Annotated in this window: 18 protein-coding genes; 13 read left to right on the top strand and 5 right to left on the bottom strand. The window is 70.7% G+C overall.

Annotated elements, in window-relative coordinates; all coding sequences use genetic code 11:
• The first annotated feature begins 74 nt into the window (after nt 1-74).
• The 4 genes from KHC23_RS15120 (at nt 75) to KHC23_RS15105 (ending at nt 3,301) form a co-directional block, all read left to right on the top strand.
• The gene (locus KHC23_RS15120; protein ID WP_246544631.1) at nt 75-1,514 is read left to right on the top strand and encodes a sensor histidine kinase; all 1,440 of its coding nucleotides are present in this window, start codon (nt 75-77) and stop codon (nt 1,512-1,514) included.
• The gene (locus tag KHC23_RS15115; RefSeq protein ID WP_213373487.1) at nt 1,511-2,167 is read left to right on the top strand and encodes a response regulator transcription factor; all 657 of its coding nucleotides are present in this window, start codon (nt 1,511-1,513) and stop codon (nt 2,165-2,167) included. Before KHC23_RS15120 ends, KHC23_RS15115 begins: the two co-directional genes overlap by 4 nt.
• Before the next feature lie 108 nt (nt 2,168-2,275).
• Nucleotides 2,276-2,665, top strand: a complete 390-nt coding sequence (locus KHC23_RS15110) for a response regulator transcription factor (protein WP_271188688.1) — start codon at nt 2,276-2,278, stop codon at nt 2,663-2,665.
• Nucleotides 2,666-2,719: 54 nt separating this feature from the next.
• Complete coding sequence (locus KHC23_RS15105; RefSeq protein WP_213373526.1) at nt 2,720-3,301, top strand: hypothetical protein; 582 nt, start codon at nt 2,720-2,722, stop codon at nt 3,299-3,301.
• A 4-nt stretch (nt 3,302-3,305) separates the two neighbouring features.
• On the opposite strand, the gene KHC23_RS15100 is transcribed toward KHC23_RS15105, so the two are convergent.
• Nucleotides 3,306-4,592 (bottom strand): lipase family protein, encoded by a 1,287-nt coding sequence (locus tag KHC23_RS15100; protein WP_213373486.1) that lies wholly within the window; start codon nt 4,590-4,592, stop codon nt 3,306-3,308.
• A 325-nt stretch (nt 4,593-4,917) separates the two neighbouring features.
• On the opposite strand from KHC23_RS15100, the gene KHC23_RS15095 reads away from it, so the two are divergent.
• Nucleotides 4,918-5,121, top strand: a complete 204-nt coding sequence (locus KHC23_RS15095) for a hypothetical protein (RefSeq protein WP_213373485.1) — start codon at nt 4,918-4,920, stop codon at nt 5,119-5,121.
• A gap of 79 nt (nt 5,122-5,200) precedes the next feature.
• Here KHC23_RS15095 and KHC23_RS15090 read toward each other — a convergent pair whose 3' ends face one another.
• Nucleotides 5,201-5,878 (bottom strand): TetR/AcrR family transcriptional regulator, encoded by a 678-nt coding sequence (locus tag KHC23_RS15090; RefSeq protein ID WP_213373484.1) that lies wholly within the window; start codon nt 5,876-5,878, stop codon nt 5,201-5,203.
• 85 nt (nt 5,879-5,963) lie between these two features.
• Between KHC23_RS15090 and KHC23_RS15085 the strand changes: the two genes are divergently transcribed.
• Entirely contained in the window at nt 5,964-6,884 is a 921-nt protein-coding gene (locus KHC23_RS15085; RefSeq protein WP_213373483.1) for an alpha/beta hydrolase family protein, read from the top strand.
• 2 nt (nt 6,885-6,886) lie between these two features.
• Here the strand turns inward: KHC23_RS15085 and KHC23_RS15080 are convergent, their stop codons facing one another.
• The gene (locus tag KHC23_RS15080; protein ID WP_213373482.1) at nt 6,887-8,257 is read right to left on the bottom strand and encodes a phosphohexomutase domain-containing protein; all 1,371 of its coding nucleotides are present in this window, start codon (nt 8,255-8,257) and stop codon (nt 6,887-6,889) included.
• A 157-nt stretch (nt 8,258-8,414) separates the two neighbouring features.
• On the opposite strand from KHC23_RS15080, the gene KHC23_RS15075 reads away from it, so the two are divergent.
• Nucleotides 8,415-9,857, top strand: a complete 1,443-nt coding sequence (locus KHC23_RS15075) for a mannose-1-phosphate guanylyltransferase/mannose-6-phosphate isomerase (protein ID WP_213373481.1) — start codon at nt 8,415-8,417, stop codon at nt 9,855-9,857.
• Nucleotides 9,858-9,931: 74 nt separating this feature from the next.
• Entirely contained in the window at nt 9,932-11,101 is a 1,170-nt protein-coding gene (locus KHC23_RS15070) for a glycosyltransferase (RefSeq protein ID WP_213373480.1), read from the top strand.
• Between the two features lie 88 nt (nt 11,102-11,189).
• On the opposite strand, the gene atzF is transcribed toward KHC23_RS15070, so the two are convergent.
• Entirely contained in the window at nt 11,190-12,983 is a 1,794-nt protein-coding gene (atzF, locus tag KHC23_RS15065) for an allophanate hydrolase (protein ID WP_213373479.1), read from the bottom strand.
• A 182-nt stretch (nt 12,984-13,165) separates the two neighbouring features.
• On the opposite strand from atzF, the gene KHC23_RS15060 reads away from it, so the two are divergent.
• Nucleotides 13,166-14,074 carry a LysR family transcriptional regulator gene (locus KHC23_RS15060; RefSeq protein WP_213373478.1) on the top strand — a complete coding sequence of 303 codons (909 nt, stop codon included), beginning with the start codon at nt 13,166-13,168 and terminating at the stop codon, nt 14,072-14,074.
• 63 nt (nt 14,075-14,137) lie between these two features.
• Here the strand turns inward: KHC23_RS15060 and KHC23_RS15055 are convergent, their stop codons facing one another.
• Nucleotides 14,138-14,506: a transposase gene (locus KHC23_RS15055; protein ID WP_213373477.1), complete on the bottom strand. Its 369-nt coding sequence runs from the start codon at nt 14,504-14,506 to the stop codon at nt 14,138-14,140.
• Nucleotides 14,507-14,945: 439 nt separating this feature from the next.
• On the opposite strand from KHC23_RS15055, the gene KHC23_RS15050 reads away from it, so the two are divergent.
• The 4 genes from KHC23_RS15050 (at nt 14,946) to urtD (ending at nt 19,865) form a co-directional block, all read left to right on the top strand.
• Nucleotides 14,946-16,199, top strand: a complete 1,254-nt coding sequence (locus tag KHC23_RS15050; protein ID WP_213373476.1) for a transporter substrate-binding protein — start codon at nt 14,946-14,948, stop codon at nt 16,197-16,199.
• Between the two features lie 224 nt (nt 16,200-16,423).
• On the top strand, nt 16,424-18,046 hold the full coding sequence (gene urtB / locus KHC23_RS15045) for an urea ABC transporter permease subunit UrtB (RefSeq protein ID WP_213373475.1): 1,623 nt from the start codon (nt 16,424-16,426) through the stop codon (nt 18,044-18,046).
• Complete coding sequence (gene urtC / locus KHC23_RS15040; RefSeq protein ID WP_213373474.1) at nt 18,043-19,140, top strand: urea ABC transporter permease subunit UrtC; 1,098 nt, start codon at nt 18,043-18,045, stop codon at nt 19,138-19,140. Before urtB ends, urtC begins: the two co-directional genes overlap by 4 nt.
• Nucleotides 19,137-19,865: an urea ABC transporter ATP-binding protein UrtD gene (urtD, locus tag KHC23_RS15035; protein ID WP_213373473.1), complete on the top strand. Its 729-nt coding sequence runs from the start codon at nt 19,137-19,139 to the stop codon at nt 19,863-19,865. Before urtC ends, urtD begins: the two co-directional genes overlap by 4 nt.
• Nucleotide 19,866 lies beyond the last annotated feature (1 nt).

The following is a 19,866-nucleotide window of genomic DNA, read 5'->3' as shown; positions in this document are numbered from 1 at the left end:
CGTAAAATACGATTCCAGCCCATTCTTCCGGGATCGGCGACGAGGCGACCATGTACAATTCAAGAGGCCTGATCTTGAACGACCGACCGTCGAACCGATGGCTGATGCCGGCGATCGCCGCCCTGCTGGCGGCGGCGATCTTCGCCATCGACACCTTCTCCTCGCTCGATATGGCGATCGCGGTGCTCTATGTCGTGGTGGTGCTGCTGTCGGCGAGCACGTCCGACCGGCGCGGGCTGCTCGTCGTCGCCGGCTTCTGCGTCGCGCTGGCCGTGTTCAGCTATGTCATCATGCACAGCGACGATTACGATCTGGCGGCGACCATGCGCTGCCTCGTCAGCCTGGCGGCGATCACCGTCACCACGCTGCTGTGCCTCGACAACCAGTATGCCACCCAGTCGCTGCGCAGCCAGGCGGCGCTGCTCGACCTCACCCACGACGCCATCTTCGTGCGCGATATCGGCGGCACCATCACCTATTGGAGCCTCGGCGCCGAAAGGCTCTATGGCTGGACGCCGGCGGAGGCGGTCGGCCAGAACGCGATCGCGCTGCTCAACACGGTGTTCCCGGTCCCGCTCACCAATATCCGCGCCGAGCTGTTCGAGACCGGGCGCTGGGAGGGCGAACTTCTCCACACCTGCCGTGACGGCCGGCAGGTCACCGTCATGAGCCGCTGGTCGCTGCAGCGCGACGAGCGCGGGCGCCCGCTCGCCGCCATGGAGACCAACAGCGACATCAGCGGGCGCAAGCACGCCGAGGACGCGCTCCACCAGACCCGCGCCGAACTGGCCCATGTCACCCGCGTCACCACGCTGGGCGAGCTGACCGCTTCCATCGCCCATGAGGTCAACCAGCCGCTGGCCGCCGTGGTCACCAATGGCGAGGCGTGCCTGCGCTGGCTGGGGCGGGCCGCGCCCGATATCGGCGAGGCCAGGGCCTCGGTGGAACGGATGATCGCCAATGGCCGCCGCGCCAGCGAGGTGGTGGCGCGGCTGCGCGCGCTGGCCCGCCGCGACGAGCAGGACCAGGCCCCGGTCCACGTCAACGAGATGATCGACGAGATTCTCCCGCTGCTGGAGCGCGAGCGGCTGATGCACGCCGTCACGCTCGAACTGGCGCTGGCCGAGGGCCTGCCGGTGATCCTCGGCGACCGGGTGCAGCTCCAGCAGGTGGTGCTCAATCTCGCGCTCAACGCCGTCCAGGCGATGGCCCTCGTCGAGGAGCCGCGCCGCCGGCTCACCATCCTCACCCGCACCGAGGAGCGACCGGACCGCCGCTGCCTCGTCATCGAGATTCGCGACGGCGGGCCGGGAGTCCCGCCGGAGAACCTGCCGAAGCTGTTCAACGCCTTCTACAGCACCAAGAAGGACGGCATGGGCATGGGCCTGTCCATTTCGCGTTCCATCGTCGAGGCCCATGGCGGGCGCATCGCCGCCGACGGAATCGAGCAGGGCGGCATGCTGTTCACCGTCTCGCTGCCCACCTCACTGCCGCCAAAGGAACACGCCTCGTGACCAGCCGCCAAGCGCCGCAATCCGCCGCCGTCTCCCCCGATCCGCTGGTCATCGTGGTCGATGACGACGCCGAGCTGCGGCAGGCGCTTTCCAGCCTGTTCCGCTCGGTCGGGCTGCAGGTGCAGCTCTTCGCCGCCGCCGCCGAACTGCTCGCCGCGAAGCTGCCGGATGTGCCGCGCTGCCTGGTGCTGGACATCCGGCTGCCGGGGGTGAGCGGGCTCGACTTCCAGTCCCAGCTCGGCCGTTCCGACATCGAGATGCCGACCATCTTCATGACCGGCCATGGCGATATCCCGATGACCGTGCGCGCCATGAAGGCCGGCGCCGTCGACTTCCTCACCAAGCCGTTCCGCGACCAGGACATGCTCGACGCGGTCACCACCGCGCTGGCGCTCGACCGCGAGCGGCGGACGGCGCGGCAGGCGCTTTCCGACGTGCAGGACCATTACGAATCGCTGACCCCGCGCGAGAAGCAGATCATGGCGCTTGTCACCTCGGGGCTGATGAACAAGCAGGTCGCCGCCGAGGTCGGGCTGAGCGAGATCACGGTCAAGATCCATCGCGGCCATGTCATGCGCAAAATGGGCGCGCGTTCGCTCGCCGACCTCGTCCGCATGGCCGAAACGTTGGGCCTTTCCCCTGCCAAGGGATGATAGGACAAACTTGCGTATACTTAGAAAATAATCCGTTCTGGAGCTATATGGAACTCAACCCGGTGCCGCAGTTCAAGGTCCGGAAGTCTCCTGACGAGGTAGCTCCACGTGTCTTCCACCCCGGTGATCACGATCATCGACGATGACGAATCGGTGCGTACCGCAACTGAGAGCCTCATTCGGTCGCTCGGTTTCAGCGCGTGCACCTTCGCTTCCGCCGAGGATTTCCTTCACTCGCCGTCGCTGGGCAGGACGGATTGCGTCATCACCGATGTACAGATGCCCGGCATGAGCGGCGTCGAGCTGCAGAGCACCCTGCGCGCGCGCGGCGACCGCACGCCACTGATCTTCATCACCGCCTTCCCCGAGGAGCGCATCCGCCGCCAGGTCCAGGCCGCCGGCGCCTTCGGTTTCCTCGCCAAGCCGTTCGACGGCGACGCCATGATCGCCTGCCTCGACCGTGCGCTGGGCGAGGGCGGCGCCGCTTCCAGCCACTGACGCCCGGCCTCCTTCCCGCTTGCAGCCGGGCCGGGAAGTGTCGATACCGTGCCGATGGACTCCGCGCCGCCTCGCCCCCCCTCCCCCGCGGCCGCCCCGGCGCCCGAGCGCCCGCGCCAAACATCCGCGCGCCACACCTTCCGGCAGCGCCCGCTGCGGGCGAGCCTCGGCTTCCTGTTCCGCCTTGTCTGCGCGCTGCTGATTCTGCTCGACGAACTGGCGCGGCCGGTCTACCGCCCGCTCGTCGCCCGCATCGCCGCGCTGCGGGTGGTGCACGCCTTCGAGCGCTGGGTCGCCGCCCGCTCGGTCTGGACCATCCTCGCGCTGCTGGTCATTCCCTACGCCACGGTCGAACCGCTGAAATTCGTCGGCCTGATCTGGATCGCCGGCGGGTGGGAAAAGCGCGGCGCGGCGCTGCTCGTGTTCGCCTATCTGCTCAGCTTCGTATTGATCGAACGCATTTTCGCCGCCGGCCGGCCCAAGCTGATGGCCCTGCCGTGGATGGCCTGGATCATCGACACCGCCAACGCGCTGCGCGCGCGCATCGTCGCCGCGTTGCGGCTCGACCGTTTGAAGGACCGGCTGCGCCGCACCCTGACCGGGCTGCGGCGGCGGATCGCCCGGCGGCTGCGGTGACGTCTCAGCGCCGGGCGGCCGCCGGCCGGTGCCGGTCCAGCGCGGCACAGTCGCTCGGCGGGCGGGCGCCGGCCAGCCGCGCCGCCAGCCAATGCGTGGCCGGTTCGGCGCTCGCCAGCTCGGCGCCTCCATGGTCGGCGAGGGCGATCTCCCGATAGTCCAGCCTCACCCCGTCGCGGCAGAGCTGGCGGGCATAGTTGCGGGTGGTCGATGGCGCGACCAGCGTGTCGTCCGCGCCCTGGGCGAGGAACACCGGCACCCCGCGCGGCGTCGGCCGCGAATTGCGGGCGATCAGCCGGGCCCAGGGTCCGCGGTCGAGGACATCGCCGCCCGACCCCGGCGCGCCAAGGCCGGCGACGGCGCTGGCGCCGTGCCGCAGCAGGCCGGCGGCGCCATAGCCGAAGGTGGAAAGGCCCAGCGTCAGCCGCTGCGGCGCGTCGAGGCTGCACAGCGTGGCGATGTGTTCGAGCGTCGGCACGGCGGCGGGCCGCACCACCTCGCCCAGCGGCAGGTGATAGAGCCGGCTCCACGACCAGGCGGCGTAGGAGGCGACCGCCTCGCCCGCCGGGGTGCCGATGTCGCCCGCCAGCAGGCGGCGCAGCTCGGTCGGGGCGGAGACCGCCGCCGCGCCCTCGAAGCGCAGTTCCGGGGCGTAGCGCGCCGCCAGCGCGCCGGTGAACAGCGACGCCTGGCCGCCTTCCGAGAAGCCCCAGCTGGCGAAGCGGGTGCCCGCCCCCAGCCCCGGCAGCGCCCGCGCCGCGCGCACCGCGTCGATCATCGCATGCGCCTCGCTGGCGCCGACCAGGTAGGGGTGGACGGCGCCGGCGCCGAGGCCCTGATAGTCGGTCGCCACCACGATGACGCCATCGGCGAGCAGGTCGCCGAGCCCGCTGATGCTGGCGAAGTCGCGGCGCGGAAAGCGCGAGGGCGCGCAGCCCGGCTCGATGCCGGTGGTGCCGTGGCCCCAGGTCACCACCGGCGCGCGCCGCGCCTCCGGCGCCGGGGCGGCGACGACGCCGGAAACCGCGACTGGCTCGCCACGGGCGCCGCGCGAGCGATAGAGGATACGGTAGGCCGCCACCGCGCCCGGCGGCGGGGAGAGCGGCTCGGCACGGATCAGCGTGCCGGGCCGCCCGCGCAGCTGCGCGCTGGAGACGCTGTAGAAATCCCGCGCATCGCCGGCACGGGCGGGCTGCGGCGGGAGCAACGCCAGCGCCGCGCCGACACACAGCGCGGCCAGCGGCCGCGGCCGACGGGCCATGCGCGCGAACAATGTCCGTACGTCCTGCATGATCGGGCCCTCCCCGGCGCCGGCCCCGTGCCGGCACGCCTGCCGCCCGTTGGCGGCGCCGTTTACTAAAGGGCAGCCCACCGCGTCGCTCTTTCGAAACCGCGCGGAACTGTCCGGCCAGCCCGTCGGCCGGGTCCGCCGCCACGAGCCCCTCCTCGCCTGCCCGGCGGCAACTTACGCTGCGTCATCATCCCTAAGGTTAGTTGCACCAAATCAATCTATGATCCGGCTAAGCACAGGCATGATACCGGCCTGACGGGCCGCCGGCTAGGTTCTCTCCATGGCTGGGCCGCACCCCGGGGCTCGGTGAAATCGGAGAATTTCCATGAACAAGATCGTCACTCTCGCCATCCTGTCCACCACTCTCGCGCTCGGCGCGGTGTCGGCCGAGGCGGCCACCCGCTATCACAAGGCCCCGGCGACCCAGACCGTGGTCGAAGGCCGCAACGCGACGGAAAACCTGGCCGCCCGCAATGGCGACGCCGCCATCCGCGAGCAGGTCGAAGGCAATCTGCGCTCGGCCAACTGAGCCCGGCGCCTTTCTTCGACGGCCCAATGTCGGCCCGGTCCCAGACCGGGCCGATGTCGTTTCGGGCGGGCCGCCCCCGCTACCCGTCCCCGTTGCCGCCCCCGTTGCCCTCGCCGCCTCCCTCGCCGTGCCGCGGCTCCCGCCCGCGCGCCAGCGCCGCGCGCACCAGCGTGCCGGCGGCCCGGCCGGCCGAGTCCATATAGCCCGCGTCGCGGTTCAGCAGCACCACGGCGAAGCCGCCATCGATCAGCAGCACGATCTGCCGCGCCAGTTCGCGGGCGCCATCGGCCCGCGCCACCTGGAACAGGCCGCACAGCCAGTCCTCCAGCCGCTTCTTGTGCGCCCGCGCCGCGTTCATCGCCGGATGGCCCGGCGTTTTCACCAGTTCCACCGAACTGCGCAGGAAGCCGCAGCCCTTCCAGCGCGGATGGGCGGCGGCGCCGGCCAGCGCCGCGAACAGCGCCTCGATCCGCGTCGCCACATCGCCGGCCGCCTCGCTGTAGTGGCGCCGGAACCAGTCGAGATTGGGCGGATCGCGCGCCTCCAGATAGGCGGCGACCAGATCGTCCTTGCTGCGGAAATGATAGTACACGGTGCGCTTGGTCACCCCCGCTCGGGCGGCGACCGCATCCAGGCTGACGGCGCGGATGCCCTCGCCGTGAAACAGCTTGCCCGCCGCCAGCAGGATGCGCTCGCGGGTCGGCACGGGGACGGCACCGGTCCGGCCGTCGGCGCTGGAATCGGGTCTCGTGGCCATTCTCCAAGTATACTGACCAGTGAATATACGTGAAGCGCTTTCGGCTCTAGCGTCTCCCATCCGGGCGGGAATACGGAGAGCGAACATGAACGGGAGCGGGCCGCGCGAGGTAACGATCGCCTGCCGGGACGGCGTGGTGCTCGGCGGGCATGTCTGGCCATCGGCCGGCGCGCCGGGCGCGGCCCATGGCGCCGTGCTCGTCAATCCCGCCACCGGCGTCGCGGCCCGCTATTATCACCGCTACGCCCGCTTCCTCGCCGGCCATGGCTTCGGTGTGCTGACCTATGATTATCGCGGCATCGGCCTGTCGCGCCCGGCCAACCTGCGCGGCTCACCCACCCGCTGGCGCGACTGGGGCGAGCGCGACTGCGACGCCGCGCTGCGCTTCCTGGCGCGGGAGGCGGATGGCGTGCCGCTGCTGGTCGTCGGCCACTCCATCGGCGGCTTCCTGCCCGGCCTCGCCGGGAGCGGCGCGAGCATCAGCCGCATGCTGACCATGGGCGCGCAATATGCGTGGTGGATGGACTATGCCCCGCGCCAGCGCGCCGGTTTGCTGCTGAAATGGCACCTCGCCATGCCCGCCCTCACCGCGCTGCTGGGCTATTTCCCCGGCCGGCGCCTCGGCTGGCTGGAGGATCTTCCCGCCGGTGTCGCCCATGAGTGGAGCTTTCGCGGCCCGCGCTTCGAGACCAGCCATCCCCGCGCCGAGCGGGCCGCCGTGCGCGCCCGCATGGCGGCGGTGAAGGCGGACATTCTCGCGCTCTCGATGGCCGACGACCCGTTCGGCACCGTGCCGGCGCTGCGCCGCACGCTCGGCTACTACACCGGCGCCCGGCGCACGCTGGTCCGCCTTGCCCCGGCCGATTACGGCCGCGCGGCGATCGGCCATTTCAGCCTGTTCCACGACAGCCATGCGAGCGGCTTCTGGCTCGACACGCTGATCTGGCTGCGCGACGGGCGCAACCCCTGGCCGCGCCACGTGGTGGAAACGCTGCCTTCGCGGTAGCCTCAGCCCGCCGCGCCGGCACGGATCAGGGCGGTGATTTCCGCCACCCGGCGCGCCACCGTCTCCGGCGCGCCGCGCGCCTCCACGTTCAGCCGCAGCAGCGGCTCGGTGTTGGAGCGGCGCAGATTCAGCCGCCAGTCGCCGAAGTCGAGCGAGAGCCCGTCGGTCTCGTCGCGCGCGGGGTTCTCGCCAGTGAACGCCGCCTCCACCCGCGCCACCGCGCCGGCGGGGTCGCTGAGGCGGAAATTGATCTCGCCCGAGGAGGGAAACGCCGCCATGCGCTCGGAGACCAGCCGGCTGAGCGGCGCCCCGCTGCGCCCCATCAGCTCGGCCACCAGCAGCCACGGGATCATGCCGGAATCGCAGCACATGAAGTCGCGGAAATAATGGTGCGCCGACATTTCCCCGCCATAGACGGCGCCGGTGTCGCGCAGCGCCTGCTTCAGGAAGGCGTGGCCGGTACGCGCCTGCAGCGCCTGCCCGCCCGCCTGCGCCACCTGGTCCCGGGTGTTCCACACCACCCGCGGGTCATGGACGATGCGCGCGCCCGGCTCCTTGGCGAGGAAGACCTGCGCCAGCAGGCCGACGATGTACTCGCCGGGAATGAATCGTCCGGTTTCGTCGAACAGGAAGCAGCGGTCGAAATCGCCGTCCCACGCCACCCCCATGTCGGCCCCGGCCGCCAGCACCGCCTCGCCGGTCACCGGCTGATTCTCGGGGAGCAGCGGGTTGGGGATGCCGTTGGGAAAGCTGCCGTCCGGCTCGTGATGCAGGCGGACGAAGGTGAGCGGCGCGCCGCGCGCTTCCAGCTCGCGCGCCAGCGCGTCGAAGGTCGGCCCCGCCGCGCCATTGCCGGCATTGACGAGGATGGTGAGCGGGCGCAGCGCGCCGGTGTCGACGAAGGAGAGCACGCGCTCCACATAGGCGGCGCGGGTGGCTTCCGCCGGCACCACGCGGCCGCCCGCGCGGTCCGGCAGGTCGGGGCCTTCCGCCAGCGCGCGGATCGCCGCCAGCCCGGTCGCGGTGTCGAGCGGCGCCGAGCCGGCGCGCACCAGCTTCATGCCGTTATAGTCCATCGGGTTGTGCGAGGCGGTCACCTCGATGCCGCCATCGGCGCCGAGATGGGTCACGGCGAAGTACATCTCCTCGGTGCCGCACAGGCCGAGGTCCAGCACCTCGACCCCGCCCGCCAGCAGCCCTTCGGTGCAGGCCGCCGCCAGCGCCTGCGACGACGCGCGGCAGTCGCGCCCGATCACCACGCGGCGGGCCCCCAGCCCCTCGACAAAGGCCCGCCCGATGCGGCGGGCGATCGCCTCGTCCAGCTCCTCGCCGAGCCGTCCGCGAATGTCGTAGGCCTTGAAGCAGGTGAGCATGGGCGTACCTCTCCTTGAGGCGGGAGCCTCGCGCCCGCCATCGGGCGATAAGGGCTTCACGGCGAGAGATCAAGATGGCTGTTCCACCTTGCCTTTGGCCGCCCCGCCGCCCACACTTCGGGCGTTCAGGCTCTCCCTCCGCGAACGATCAGGCTCCATGGCACATCTTTATCCCGTACTTCTCTGCGGAGGCTCCGGCACCCGCCTATGGCCGCTCTCGCGCAAGAGCTTCCCCAAGCAGTTCGTCAAGCTCGGCGACGGCGAAACGCTGTTCCAGGCCGCCGCCCGGCGGCTGTCCGGGCCGGAGGTGCGCCCGCCGGTCATCGTCACCAATGCCGATTTCCGCTTCATCGTCACCGAGCAGCTGGCCGAGGCCGGCATTCCCGCCGGGGCCGTGCTGATCGAGCCGAGCCCGCGCAACACCGGCCCCGCCATTCTCGCCGCGGTCGAATATCTGGCCGCGCGCGATCCGCAGGCGCTGCTGCTGGTGATGCCCTCCGACCAGGTGATGCCCGACGGCGCGGCGTTCTCCGCCGCCGTGCAGGCCGGCCTGCCGGCGGCCCGCAATGGGCGCATCGTCACCTTCGGCATCCGCCCGACCCGGCCGGAAACCGGCTATGGCTGGCTCGAACTCGGCCGCCCGCCGGAAGGCGAGGCCCCCGCCGCCGTGCCGCTCAGCCGCTTCGTCGAGAAGCCCGATGCCGCCCGCGCCGCCGCCATGCTCGCCGACGGCCATTACCTGTGGAACGCCGGCATCTTCCTGTTCTCGGTGGAAACCGCCCGCAAGGCGTTCGCGGCCCATGCCCCGCAGATGCTGGCGCCGGTACGCCAGGCGGTGGAGGAGGCGGTGGTCGACCTCGATTTCCTGCGCCTCGCCCCCGCGCCGTGGCAGCAGGCGCAGGATATCTCGATCGACTACGCCATCATGGAGCGCTCGGCCAATCTCGACGTGGTGCCGTTCGCCGGCGACTGGTCGGATCTCGGCGACTGGGCCTCGGTGATGCGCGAGGGCGCGGCGGACGGGCGCAATGTCGTGGCGCACGGGCCGGTCACCGCCATCGACTGCGACGATTCGCTGCTGCGCTCGGAGGCCGAGGGACTGGAACTGGTCGGCATCGGCCTCAAGGACATGCTGGTGGTCGCCATGCCGGACGCGGTGCTGGTGGCCGACCGTTCCCGCTCGCAGGAGGTCAAGCAGGCGGTCACCGCGCTCAAGGCGCGCGGCGCCCGGCAGGCCGAGCATTTTCCGCGCGACCACCGGCCCTGGGGCTGGTTCGAGACGCTGGCGCTGGGCGAGCGCTTCCAGGTCAAGCGCATCGTGGTCCATCCCGGCGCGGCACTGTCGCTGCAGAGCCACTACCACCGCTCCGAGCACTGGGTCGTGGTGTCCGGCACCGCGCGCATCACCATTGACGGCGAGCCGCGGCTGCTGACCGAGAACCAGTCGGTCTACATCCCGCTCGGCGCCGTGCACCGCATGGAGAATCCCGGCAAGGTGCCGATGGTGCTCATCGAGGTGCAGACCGGCACCTATCTCGGCGAGGACGACATTATCCGCTATGAGGATGTCTATGCGCGCGGACAGGGCGCGAAGGGCTGACGCCCCGCACCCCTGCCGCGCCGGCGTGGGAGGGCCTCGAACCCGCTCCCGACGATCCCGCCCGGCGAGTCCCGATGGCAAAACAAGGCCTCATCCGCCGGATGCGCAAATGGCTGCGCGTGCCGGCCAATTGCCCGCCCCGTGCGGTGACGCCCTGCTGGCTGCACGCGGGGCGGCTGGCGTTCGGACTCGACGTCGTCGGCTATCTGCGCTCGGAGATCGGGCTGGGCGAGGCCGCGCGTCTGATCGTCCGCGCCGTCGATGCGGCCGGGCTGCCGACCAGCCCGATCGACATCTGGCTCCCCGGCCGTGACGCCGACCGCTCGCTCGATGCGCGCCTCGGGCAGCCGGCCCGTCACGCGGCGACGCTGACGGTTTCCGGCGTGCTCTCGCTGCCCGACATGGCCGCGCGGCTCTGCCGGGGGGCCGTCAACATTCACTACACGTCCTGGGAACTGCCGAGGGCGCCCGAGCACCTGCGGCCCGTCTTCGACCGTTTCGACGCCTGCTGGGCGCCGTCCGCCTTCGTGCACGACCTGCTGGTCGCCTCGCAGAAGCGCCCGGTCCATCTCGTGCCGCAGCCCGTGGCGCTGCCGGACGAGCCGCCCGCGCCGCCGGACTTTCGCGGCCCGCTCCGCATCCTGACCTTCTTCGACTATGAATCGGCCATGGCGCGGAAGAACCCGCTGGCGGCGATCGAGGCGTTCCGGCTGGCCTTTCCGGCCGGGCGCGAGGAGGCGCGGCTGCTGGTCAAGGCGCGTGGCATGTCGGGCCCGCAGGCCCGCGCCGATCTGGCCCGGCTCGCGGCGCAGGACCCCCGGATCACCGTCGTCGACAGAACCATCCCCCGCGAGGAGATGGCGGCGCTGATGCAGGCGTGCGACGTCTTCCTTTCGCTGCATCGCGCGGAGGGCTTCGGGCTCGGCGGTGCCGAGGCGCTGGCGCGCGGCAAGGCGGTCGTCGCCACCGATTTCGGCGGAACCCGCGATTTCATCACGCCGGAGACCGGCTATCCCGTCGAATACCGGATCGTGCCGGTGCCCCCCGGCGCCTATCCGGGCGCGGATGGCAACCACTGGGCCGAGCCCAGCGTCGCCCATGCCGCCCAGATGCTGCGCGACATTCATGGCGACCCGGCCGCCGCCGCGCGGCGGGCGCTGGCCGGCTACCGGCTTCTCCGGCGCAACCATTCCTTCGCCGCCGTCGGCGCGCGCATCGCCGAGCTGATGGAGCCGCTCCGCTGAACGCCGGCTGGCGCGCTTTCGAGCGAAATGGATACCGGTTCGCGGCAGGAAAACGCGTGAACTCAACATGCCGGAGCATTTCCCCGATTCAATCAATCGGGGAAATGCTCCGGGGCGTTTCCGCCAGCGCCGCGCGCCAGCCGCCGGTCGCGGTGATGTCGCGGGCGCCGATCAACCCGTGCGGCTCGCACAGAAAACCCTTCACCGCGCTGCCGTCCGCCAGTTCCACCGTGCCGATGGTCAGCGGCGCGGGAATGCCGGCGATGAAGTCACCGAAGGCCACACGCGGTAGCGCCCAGACCTCCATTGCGATGGCGGCGCCCTGCCCCTCCGCCGCGCGCACCAGCCCCGGTCGCGCCGGCGGGCCGCCGGGCAGGGCATAAAGCTGGTAGTCGGCACGGGTGCGGCACGCGCGCAGCAAGCGCGCCCCGCGCTGGGTGAGCTCGCCATTAAGCGGCAGGCCGGCCATGTGCGCGCCGCAGACCGCGATCGCGATCTCATCTTCCGCGACGTCATTCGCCGCGATCCCGTTCGTCGCGGCCTCGCCCGCTCCGCCGCGTTCGACCCGCAGCGCCAGCGCCGCGGCGCGTGCGTCCTCGCCGCGACGCGCCAGCACGGTGAGGCTGCCGGGACGCCCGTCGGGGCGCGGCCCGGTCGGCACGGCGATGCCGCACAGGTCGAGCAGGTTGACGAAATTGGTGTAGGTGCCGAGCCGGCTGTTCGGCCCGAACGGGTCGGCCGCCACCTCCGCCAGCGTGACGAAACACGGAATGGTCGGCACGCAGAGGAAATCCGCGCCATCGAGCGCCCGCGCGCAGGCCCGCCGCAGTTCCTCCAGCCGGTAAAGCCCCTTGAAGGCGTCGACCGCGGAGAATTCGAGGCCCGGCGCGAGGATGGCCAGGGTTGCCGGGTGCAGCGTTTCCGGCGCGTCGGCCAGCCGCGCGCCCACCGCCGCCACTCGCTCGGCCACCCAGGGGCCGCCATAGAGCAGTTCCGCCACCGCATTGAACGGGGCGAGGTCGATCTCGCGCACCTGCGCGCCGCCCTCGCCCAGCCGCGCCACCGTGGCGCGGAAATGGCTCGCCTGCGCCTCGTCGCCATAGGTGCGCAGGCTCGAAGCGTCCGGCACCGCCACGGTGATGCCGCGCGGCAGCGGCGCGCGGCGCGGGCGCGGCAGCGGGCGGGACCAGGGATCGGCGGGGTCGTAGCCGGCGGTCAGTTCGAACAGCTCCCACGCGTCCGCGACGCTGGAGGCGAACAGCGAGACGGTGTCGAGCGTGCGGCAGGCCGGCACCATGCCGGAGGAGGACAGCGCCCCGAGGCTCGGCTTCAGCCCGACAATGTCGTTGAACGCCGCCGGCACCCGCCCCGAGCCGGCGGTGTCGGTGCCCAGCGCGAAGGCCACCAGCCCGCGCGCCACCGCCACCGCCGAGCCGGAGGACGAGCCGCCCGGCACCAGCGCCGGGTCGAGCGCGTTGCGCGGCACCGGATAGGGCGTGCGCGTGCCCACCAGCCCGGTGGCGAACTGGTCGAGATTGGTCTTGCCGAGGCAGATCGCCCCCGCCGCCCGCAGCCGCGCCACCACGCCGGCATCGACCTCGGCCCGGTGGACGAAATCGGGGCACGCCGCCGAGGTCGGCATCAGCGCGACGTCGATATTGTCCTTCACCGCATAGGGAATGCCCCAGAGCGGGCGCCCGTCCGGCACGCCGAGCGCCCGCGCCTCGGCCAGCGCCGCCTCGCGGGCCTGGAACAGAAAGATGCCGGGGTCGGCGAGGGCGTCGAGCCGGGCGAAGGCCTCCTTCACCACCACCTCCGGCCGCAGCCCCTCGGCATAGGCGGCGCGCAGCGAGGCGAGCGAGAACATGAGATCGCGAGGCATCGGGCAGACCCCTTGGAAAGGACATGGCGCGGAGCGGGAACGACGGGAAGGACAGGAACGACGGGAGTGACAGACGGGCGAGGAGAACGCGCCCGCTATCCTGCCTGCGCCGGCCCGTTCGATAAAATGCTATGATTTCACCATCGCGTTGCCTTTTAGGCACCGCTCGCGGGAGACGCGCCATGCGCCACCTCTACACATTGCAGCTTGTCGAGGCCGCCGCGCGCGCCGGCTCGATGCGCCGGGCGGCGGAGGATATGAGCCTCACCGCCTCGGCGCTGAACCGCCGTATCCGCCGCTTCGAGGCCGATTTCGGCGCCGAATTGTTCGAGCGCCTGCCCGGCGGCGTGCGGCTCAACGCGGCGGGGGAGCTGCTGCTGGCGCATTACCGCGCCACCCTGTCCGACCTCGCCCGCGTGCGCGAGCAGGTGGCGGACCTCGCGGGCGAACGGCGCGGCCATGTCTCGCTGGCCTGCTCGCAGGCGCTGCTGCCCTATTTCCTGCCCGAGCAGATCGCCGCCTACCGCGCCGGGCATCCCGGCGTCACCTTCGCCGTCAAGGTGCGCGACCGCGCCGAGGCCGAGGCCGAGCTCGCCTCCTATGCCAGCGACCTCGCCCTCGTCTTCGAGCCGATCTATCTGGTGGATTTCGACGTGATCGCCAGCATCGCCCAGCCGGTATACGCGGTGATGGCGGCCGACCACCCGCTGGCGACCCGCCCGGAGCTGCGGCTGCGCGACTGCCTCGACGGCCCGCATGTCGCCCCGGCGGCGAAATATGGCGTGCGCCATCTGCTCGACCAGGCCGCCCGGCGGGGCACGCGCCGCCTCGCCCCGATCGTCGAGACCGAGAGCTTCGAGCTCATCCGCCATTACGTGCTGCACGAGCGCGCGGTCGGCTTCCAGATCCCCATCGGCCTGCGCGCGCCGCCGGACGGCTCGCTGGTGTTCCGGCCGCTGGCGGCGCAGGACGTGCCGGCCGGCAGCCTCATCCTCGGCCGGCGGCGCAACCGCACGCTGCCGGTCGCCTCCGCCCGCTTCGCCCAGCGCCTCGCCGTGGCGCTGAAGGCGCTGCCGGCGGTCGCGACGTAACGCGACGTGACCGCCGCGCCGCCGCCGACCTGATACATGGCCGGCTCATTCAATAGGCCGCGCTCAGCGCGTCACCCGCACCGAGGCGAAGCGGCCGACCACGGCGCCGCCGCAGCGCTCCGCCGCCAGCGCCGAGGCGCGCGCCGGCTGCAGGCCGGGCCCCCGGCGCGACTCGCCGTCCTTGCCATAGGGCACCGGGCGCTGCTGGCGCGACAGGCTCACCAGCAGCGATTTGAGCCGACGGTTCTCCGCCTGCAATTCCTTCATCTGCACCACGGCGGCCTGGTCGAGCCCGCCGAAGCGCCGGCGCCAGCGGTAGAAGGTGCGCAGCGACACCTGCGCGGTGCGGCATATTTCGGGGATCGACACCCCGGCATCGGCTTCGCGGATGAGGTGGAGGATCTCGCTGTCGGTGAACTGCGAACGTCGCATCGGCTCGTCCTCAGGGTTCGGACACGGATAGGTCTTGGCAAACGGACCTTGGCGAACAGGCGTGCCCTGACGCAGGCCGGCCCGCCGCCCCCGGCGATCGCGTCAGGCGGCGCACATAATTTCGGCGTGCGCTTCCTGTGAGCAGCACTATAGACTGAGGGCCCGGCAAGGTGAATGCACTTTCTCGCCGCCCGATCCCCGCGCCCGATCCCCGCCGCCTGCCGCGCGTCTGCGGCGCCCGCCGGCCATCCGCTTCGCCGTCCGCCGTGCGAGGTACGCGCCGCCCCGGAACGCGCGCGCATTCTGGCAATCCCGCCAGAAAGCCCGGCCCCGGCAGCGATCTGGCGCGGCATTGGGCAGGGCTGAACATTATATGAAGTTGCGCGCGCCGCGCGCGCCAACACAATTCCCGCACCTTCCGAACATTGAGGTGTGGTCCATGGTCAAGTTCTCCCGGCGTTCCCTCCTCCAGGCCAGCGGCCTTGCCGCCGTCGGGCTGGCCTCCCCGCTCAGTGCCCCGGCCTTCCTGCGCGGCGCCCAGGCGCAGTCCGGCCCGGTCAAGCTCGGCTGTCTGTTCTCCTCCTCCGGCACGATGGCCAATCTCGAAGGCCGGCTGAACTATGTGGTCAAGATGGCCGCCGAGGAGATCAACGCCAAGGGCGGCGTCAACGGGCGCACCATCGACGTGCTGGTCTCCGATCCCGCCTCGGACTGGCCGCTCTACGCCCAGTCCGCCAAGCAGATGCTGCAGCAGGAGAAGGTCTCGGCCCTGTTCGGCTGCTGGACCTCGGTGTCGCGCAAGACCGTGCTGCCGGTGGTCGAGCAGGAGAACGCCCTGCTGTACTATCCCCTGCATTTCGAGGGCGACGAGAACTCCAAGAACGTCGTCTATGTGAACTCGCCGCCCGCCAGCTCGGTGCTCCCGGCGGTGGATTATCTGATGGGAGAGGAAGGCGTCTCGGCCAAGCGCTTCTTCATGCTGGGCTCGGACTATGTGTGGCCGCGCACCATCAACAAGCAGCTCAAGGGCTACTGGAAGTCCAAGGGCATCCCGGAAAGCGCCTGGAAGGAGGAATATGTCCCCTTCGGCTTCTCCAACTTCCAGACCCTGGTCAACCAGATCCGTGCCTTCGCCGACGAGGGCGGCGGCCAGCCGGTGGTGATCCTCACCGTGGTCGGCAATTCGATCCCGGATTTCATGCGCGAATTCGCCAATCAGGGCATTCTCGCCACCGACATTCCGGTGCTCGGCCTCGACATGGTGGAGGCCGACCTCGAAGGCCTCGACACCGCCAAGCTGGTCGGCCACCTCAATTGCTGGGCCTATCTGCAGAACGCCAAGGGCCCGGCCAACGAGGCGTTCCTGAACAACTGGGCCGGCTATGTGAAGGCCAACAACGTGCCGTTCAGCGGCACGGTCTCCATCGACCCGATGGTTTCCGCTTACGACTCGGTGCACCTGTGGGCGATGGCGGCGGCCAAGGCCGGCTCGTTCGACGTGCCGGAGGTCTCCAAGGCGTTCGCCGGCCTCACCTTCGACTGCCCCTCGGGCTACAAGATCTCGATGACCGGCGAAAACAACTACGTCGCCCGCGGCGTGTTCATCGGCTCGGTCAACGACGCCCAGGGCTTCGACATCCTCTGGCAGTCCAAGGACACGCCCAAGCCCGTGCCGTTCAGCCCCTATGGCTGACGGGAGGGCCCCGCGAGCGCGCGGCGCCGCGGCGCTCGCATCCCGTCATCGCCGGCTCGTGGTCACAACGTCACCGGGCCGTCGTCACCCCTCATCCCCGGGTCTGGCCCGGGGATTCACGCTTTTCCTCGCCCGAGGCGTCGGGGCCGCGACGGCGGCCCCGACCCACTCCGCCTTTCACCCGCCGCACCCGGCCGTTCACCGTGTGCGGCTTTGAGTTCCCGATGAAGCTGGCGCGTTCCGCTCTCCTCCTTGCCGGCCTGGCCGGCGCCCTTCTCCTCGCCCCGCCGGCGCGGGCGCAGGCGCAGGCGCTCGACCGCGCCGGCCTGGTACAGGAGCTGTGCGGCGATGCCGGCGCGATGGGCCGGGCCGGCGCCACTCTGGCGGCGACCGCCGCCGCCGGCTCCGACGAGGACCGCGCCTGGGCCGCGCCGCTGGCGCGCGCCGCCATCGACCGCAAGCTCGGCTGCGACGAGACTGGCGCGGTGCTTGAGGAGGGCGGGCTCGATGCCGTCACCCGCACCCCGCGCGCGGCCACGGGCACGCCGCGCGCGCCCCTGCTCAGCCTCAGGAACCGTCCCGTCTTCGAGCTTGGCGACGCCGCCTTCGCCCTGCGCGGCGCGCCCGACCCGGCCCGGCGCGCCGCCGCGCTGAAGACGCTGGAGCGTCGCCCGGCGCTGATCCCGGAACGGCTGCTCGACCGGGCGGCCGAAGCGGAAACCGATGCCGGGCTGAAAGAACAGATCGACACGCTGGCGCAGACCGCCGCGCTCAACGCCGCCGATCCGGCCGCGCGCATCCGTGCCATCGGCCGCGTGGCGGAAAACCCCAGCCGCCGCGCGCTGACCCGCATCTCCGCGCTCGCCCGCGATCCCGCCTATGAGGCGAACCCGGAATTCCGCGCCGCCGTCGACGCCGCCACCGCGCGCATCGAGCGCGGCATCGCTATCGGCGACGCGCTGGCGACGCTTTATAACGGCCTCAGCTTCGCCTCCATCCTGTTCATGGCGGCGATCGGCCTGGCCATCATCTTCGGGCTGATGGGCGTGATCAATCTCGCCCAGGGCGAGCTGATCATGATCGGCGCCTATGTCACCTGGCTGGTGCAGCAGGGGCTGCGCGCGGTCGCGCCCGGGCTGCTCGACTGGTACCTCATCCTCGCCATCCCGGTGGCGTTCCTCGTCACCGCCGCCATCGGCATCGCGCTGGAAGCCAGCCTGCTGCGCCACCTCTACAAGCGCCCGCTGATGAGCCTGCTCGCCACCTGGGCGGTGAGCCTGTTCCTGATGAATCTGGTGCGCGTCGTGTTCGGCACCCAGAACCTGCAATTCGAGACCCCGTTCTACGTCACCGGCGGCGTGCCGGTGATCGGCGACTTCATCTTCACCTGGAACCGCATGTTCGCGATTGCCTTCGCCGCCCTCACCCTGGCGCTGACCTGGGCGCTGGTGCGGCGCACGCCGTTCGGGCTCAACATCCGCGCGGTGACGCAGAACCGCGACATGGCCGCCTGCATCGGCATCCCCACCCGGCGGGTCGACATGATGGCGTTCGGCCTCGGCTCGGGCCTCGCCGGGCTCGCCGGGCTGGCGCTGTCGCCGATCTATTCGGTGAACCCGCAAATGGGCCAGAACTTCATCATTGACGCCTTCATGGTGGTGGTGCTCGGCGGGGTCGGCACCATCGCCGGCACCGTCGTCGCCGCGCTCGGCATCGGCCAGATCAATGTGCTGATCGAGCCGCTCTGGGGCGCGGTGGCGGCCAAGGTGATCGTGCTCCTGATGATCATCGCCTTCCTGCAATGGCGGCCCGAGGGCCTGTTCGCCGTGAAGGGGCGCCGCAAATGAGCCGTATCGGTCCCACCAGCCCCATCGTCCTCCTCATCGGCCTCATCATCCTCGTCGCCATGGCCATGGCGGGGCTGGCGGGAACCGAGTTCGCGCTGTCGCGCTACCTCGCCAACGCCATCGGCCAGCTCGCCGCCTTCGCCGTGCTGGCGATCTCGCTCGATCTCATCTGGGGCTATCTCGGCATATTGTCGCTCGGCCACGGACTGTTCTTCGCCCTGGGCGGCTACCTCATGGCGATGTATCTGCTCAAGCATTCCTTCGAGATCACCGCCACGGTGCCGGATTTTCTCCAGTTCATGGGCTGGAAGGACTTCCCGTTCTACTGGGCGGGGTTCGAGTTCTTCCCTTATGCACTGGCAGTGGCGGTGGTGGTGACGCTGCTGGTGTCCGGCATCTTCGGCTATGTCTCGTTCCGCTCGCGGGTCGGCGGCGTGTATTTCGCCATCATCACCCAGGCGTTGGTCTATGTCGCCATGCTGCTGATGTTCCGCAACGACACCGGCTTCGGCGGCAATAACGGCATGACCGGTTTCACGGTTCTGTTCGGCTGGCCGATGGGCACATCCGGCATGATCACGGCGCTGGCCGTCGCCTCGCTGCTGGTGCTGGCTTGGGTTCTGCTGGGTTGCCGCTGGCTCGTGGGCAGCCGCTTCGGGGCGCTGATGCTCGCCACCCGCGACGACGAAACCCGCCTGCGCACAATGGGTTACGAAACGTTGCGGCTCAAGCTCATCGTCTGGTGCCTGTCCGCCCTCATCGCCATGCTGGCGGGCATGCTTTATGTGCCGCAGGTCGGCATCATCAACCCGCGCGTGCTCTCGCCCGAATTGTCGCTGGAGATCGCGGTCTGGGTCGCCATTGGCGGACGCGGGCATCTGGTCGGGGCGGTGATCGGTGCCCTGCTGGTCAATGCGGTCAAGTTCTGGCTGTCCTCCGCCGCGCCGGAAATCTGGCCGTTCATCCTCTCCGGCCTCATCGTGCTGGTGGTGCTGGTCTTCCCTAACGGATTGATGGACATCGCGAAATTTAAGTTCGTGCGCCCCATGGGAGCCAAGCGGCTGGCGGCCGATCTCGGGGAGTCGCGGCCATGAGCCTGACCGCACTGCTCGTCGACGGCGTGACCGTGCGATTCGGCAGCTTCCGCGCCCTCGACGACCTGTCGCTGGCCATCGACTATGGCGAGGTGCGTGCCATCATCGGCCCGAACGGCGCCGGCAAGACGACCCTGCTCGATGTCATCTCCGGCATCACCCGGCCGAAGCAGGGCCGCGTGCTTTTCGATGGGGCCACCGACCTGACCGAGATAAGTGAAGCCGCCATCGCCCGCGCGGGGTTGCGCCGGAAGTTCCAGAAACCCAGTGTTTTCAAGGGGTTGAGCGTGCGCCGGCACATCGCCATCGGCGCCGATGTCGGCTTTCGCGCCCGTCTCGACGCTCCGGCGCTGGAGGATCGTATTGATGAGGTGCTGGAGATCGTCGGGCTGGCCGATCAGGCCGGCCGCCTCGCCGGCGAGTTGTCGCACGGGCAGAAGCAGTGGCTGGAGATCGGCATGGTGCTCGCCTCCGACCCCAAGGTGCTGATGCTCGACGAGCCGGTCGCCGGCCTCACCGACGAGGAGACGGAGCGCACGGCGGCGCTGGTGCGCGCGCTCAGGCGGCCGGACCGCGCCATCGTGGTGGTGGAGCACGACATGGATTTCGTCGAGCGCATCGCCGACCGGGTCACCGTGCTGCATGAAGGCCGCACACTGTTCGAGGGCTCGATGGCCCATGTCCGCGCCGACGCGGCGGTCGTCGACGTCTATCTGGGACGCTAGC

This window comes from Ancylobacter dichloromethanicus, from assembly GCF_018390645.1.
GTDB lineage: Bacteria > Pseudomonadota > Alphaproteobacteria > Rhizobiales > Xanthobacteraceae > Ancylobacter > Ancylobacter dichloromethanicus.
The sequence above is the reverse complement of the archived record's forward strand: the minus strand, read 5'-3'. Positions and strand labels throughout refer to the sequence as shown.

Coding starts and splice junctions, on each gene's coding strand:
- KHC23_RS15105 (WP_213373526.1), top strand. CDS start 2,720: ATGGACTCCGCGCCGCCTCGCCCCCCCTCCCCCGCGGCCGCCCCGGCG.
- KHC23_RS15100 (WP_213373486.1), bottom strand. CDS start 4,592: ATGCAGGACGTACGGACATTGTTCGCGCGCATGGCCCGTCGGCCGCGG.
- KHC23_RS15095 (WP_213373485.1), top strand. CDS start 4,918: ATGAACAAGATCGTCACTCTCGCCATCCTGTCCACCACTCTCGCGCTC.
- KHC23_RS15090 (WP_213373484.1), bottom strand. CDS start 5,878: ATGGCCACGAGACCCGATTCCAGCGCCGACGGCCGGACCGGTGCCGTC.
- KHC23_RS15085 (WP_213373483.1), top strand. CDS start 5,964: ATGAACGGGAGCGGGCCGCGCGAGGTAACGATCGCCTGCCGGGACGGC.
- KHC23_RS15080 (WP_213373482.1), bottom strand. CDS start 8,257: ATGCTCACCTGCTTCAAGGCCTACGACATTCGCGGACGGCTCGGCGAG.
- KHC23_RS15075 (WP_213373481.1), top strand. CDS start 8,415: ATGGCACATCTTTATCCCGTACTTCTCTGCGGAGGCTCCGGCACCCGC.
- KHC23_RS15070 (WP_213373480.1), top strand. CDS start 9,932: ATGGCAAAACAAGGCCTCATCCGCCGGATGCGCAAATGGCTGCGCGTG.
- atzF (WP_213373479.1), bottom strand. CDS start 12,983: ATGCCTCGCGATCTCATGTTCTCGCTCGCCTCGCTGCGCGCCGCCTAT.
- KHC23_RS15060 (WP_213373478.1), top strand. CDS start 13,166: ATGCGCCACCTCTACACATTGCAGCTTGTCGAGGCCGCCGCGCGCGCC.
- KHC23_RS15055 (WP_213373477.1), bottom strand. CDS start 14,506: ATGCGACGTTCGCAGTTCACCGACAGCGAGATCCTCCACCTCATCCGC.
- KHC23_RS15050 (WP_213373476.1), top strand. CDS start 14,946: ATGGTCAAGTTCTCCCGGCGTTCCCTCCTCCAGGCCAGCGGCCTTGCC.
- urtB (WP_213373475.1), top strand. CDS start 16,424: ATGAAGCTGGCGCGTTCCGCTCTCCTCCTTGCCGGCCTGGCCGGCGCC.
- urtC (WP_213373474.1), top strand. CDS start 18,043: ATGAGCCGTATCGGTCCCACCAGCCCCATCGTCCTCCTCATCGGCCTC.
- urtD (WP_213373473.1), top strand. CDS start 19,137: ATGAGCCTGACCGCACTGCTCGTCGACGGCGTGACCGTGCGATTCGGC.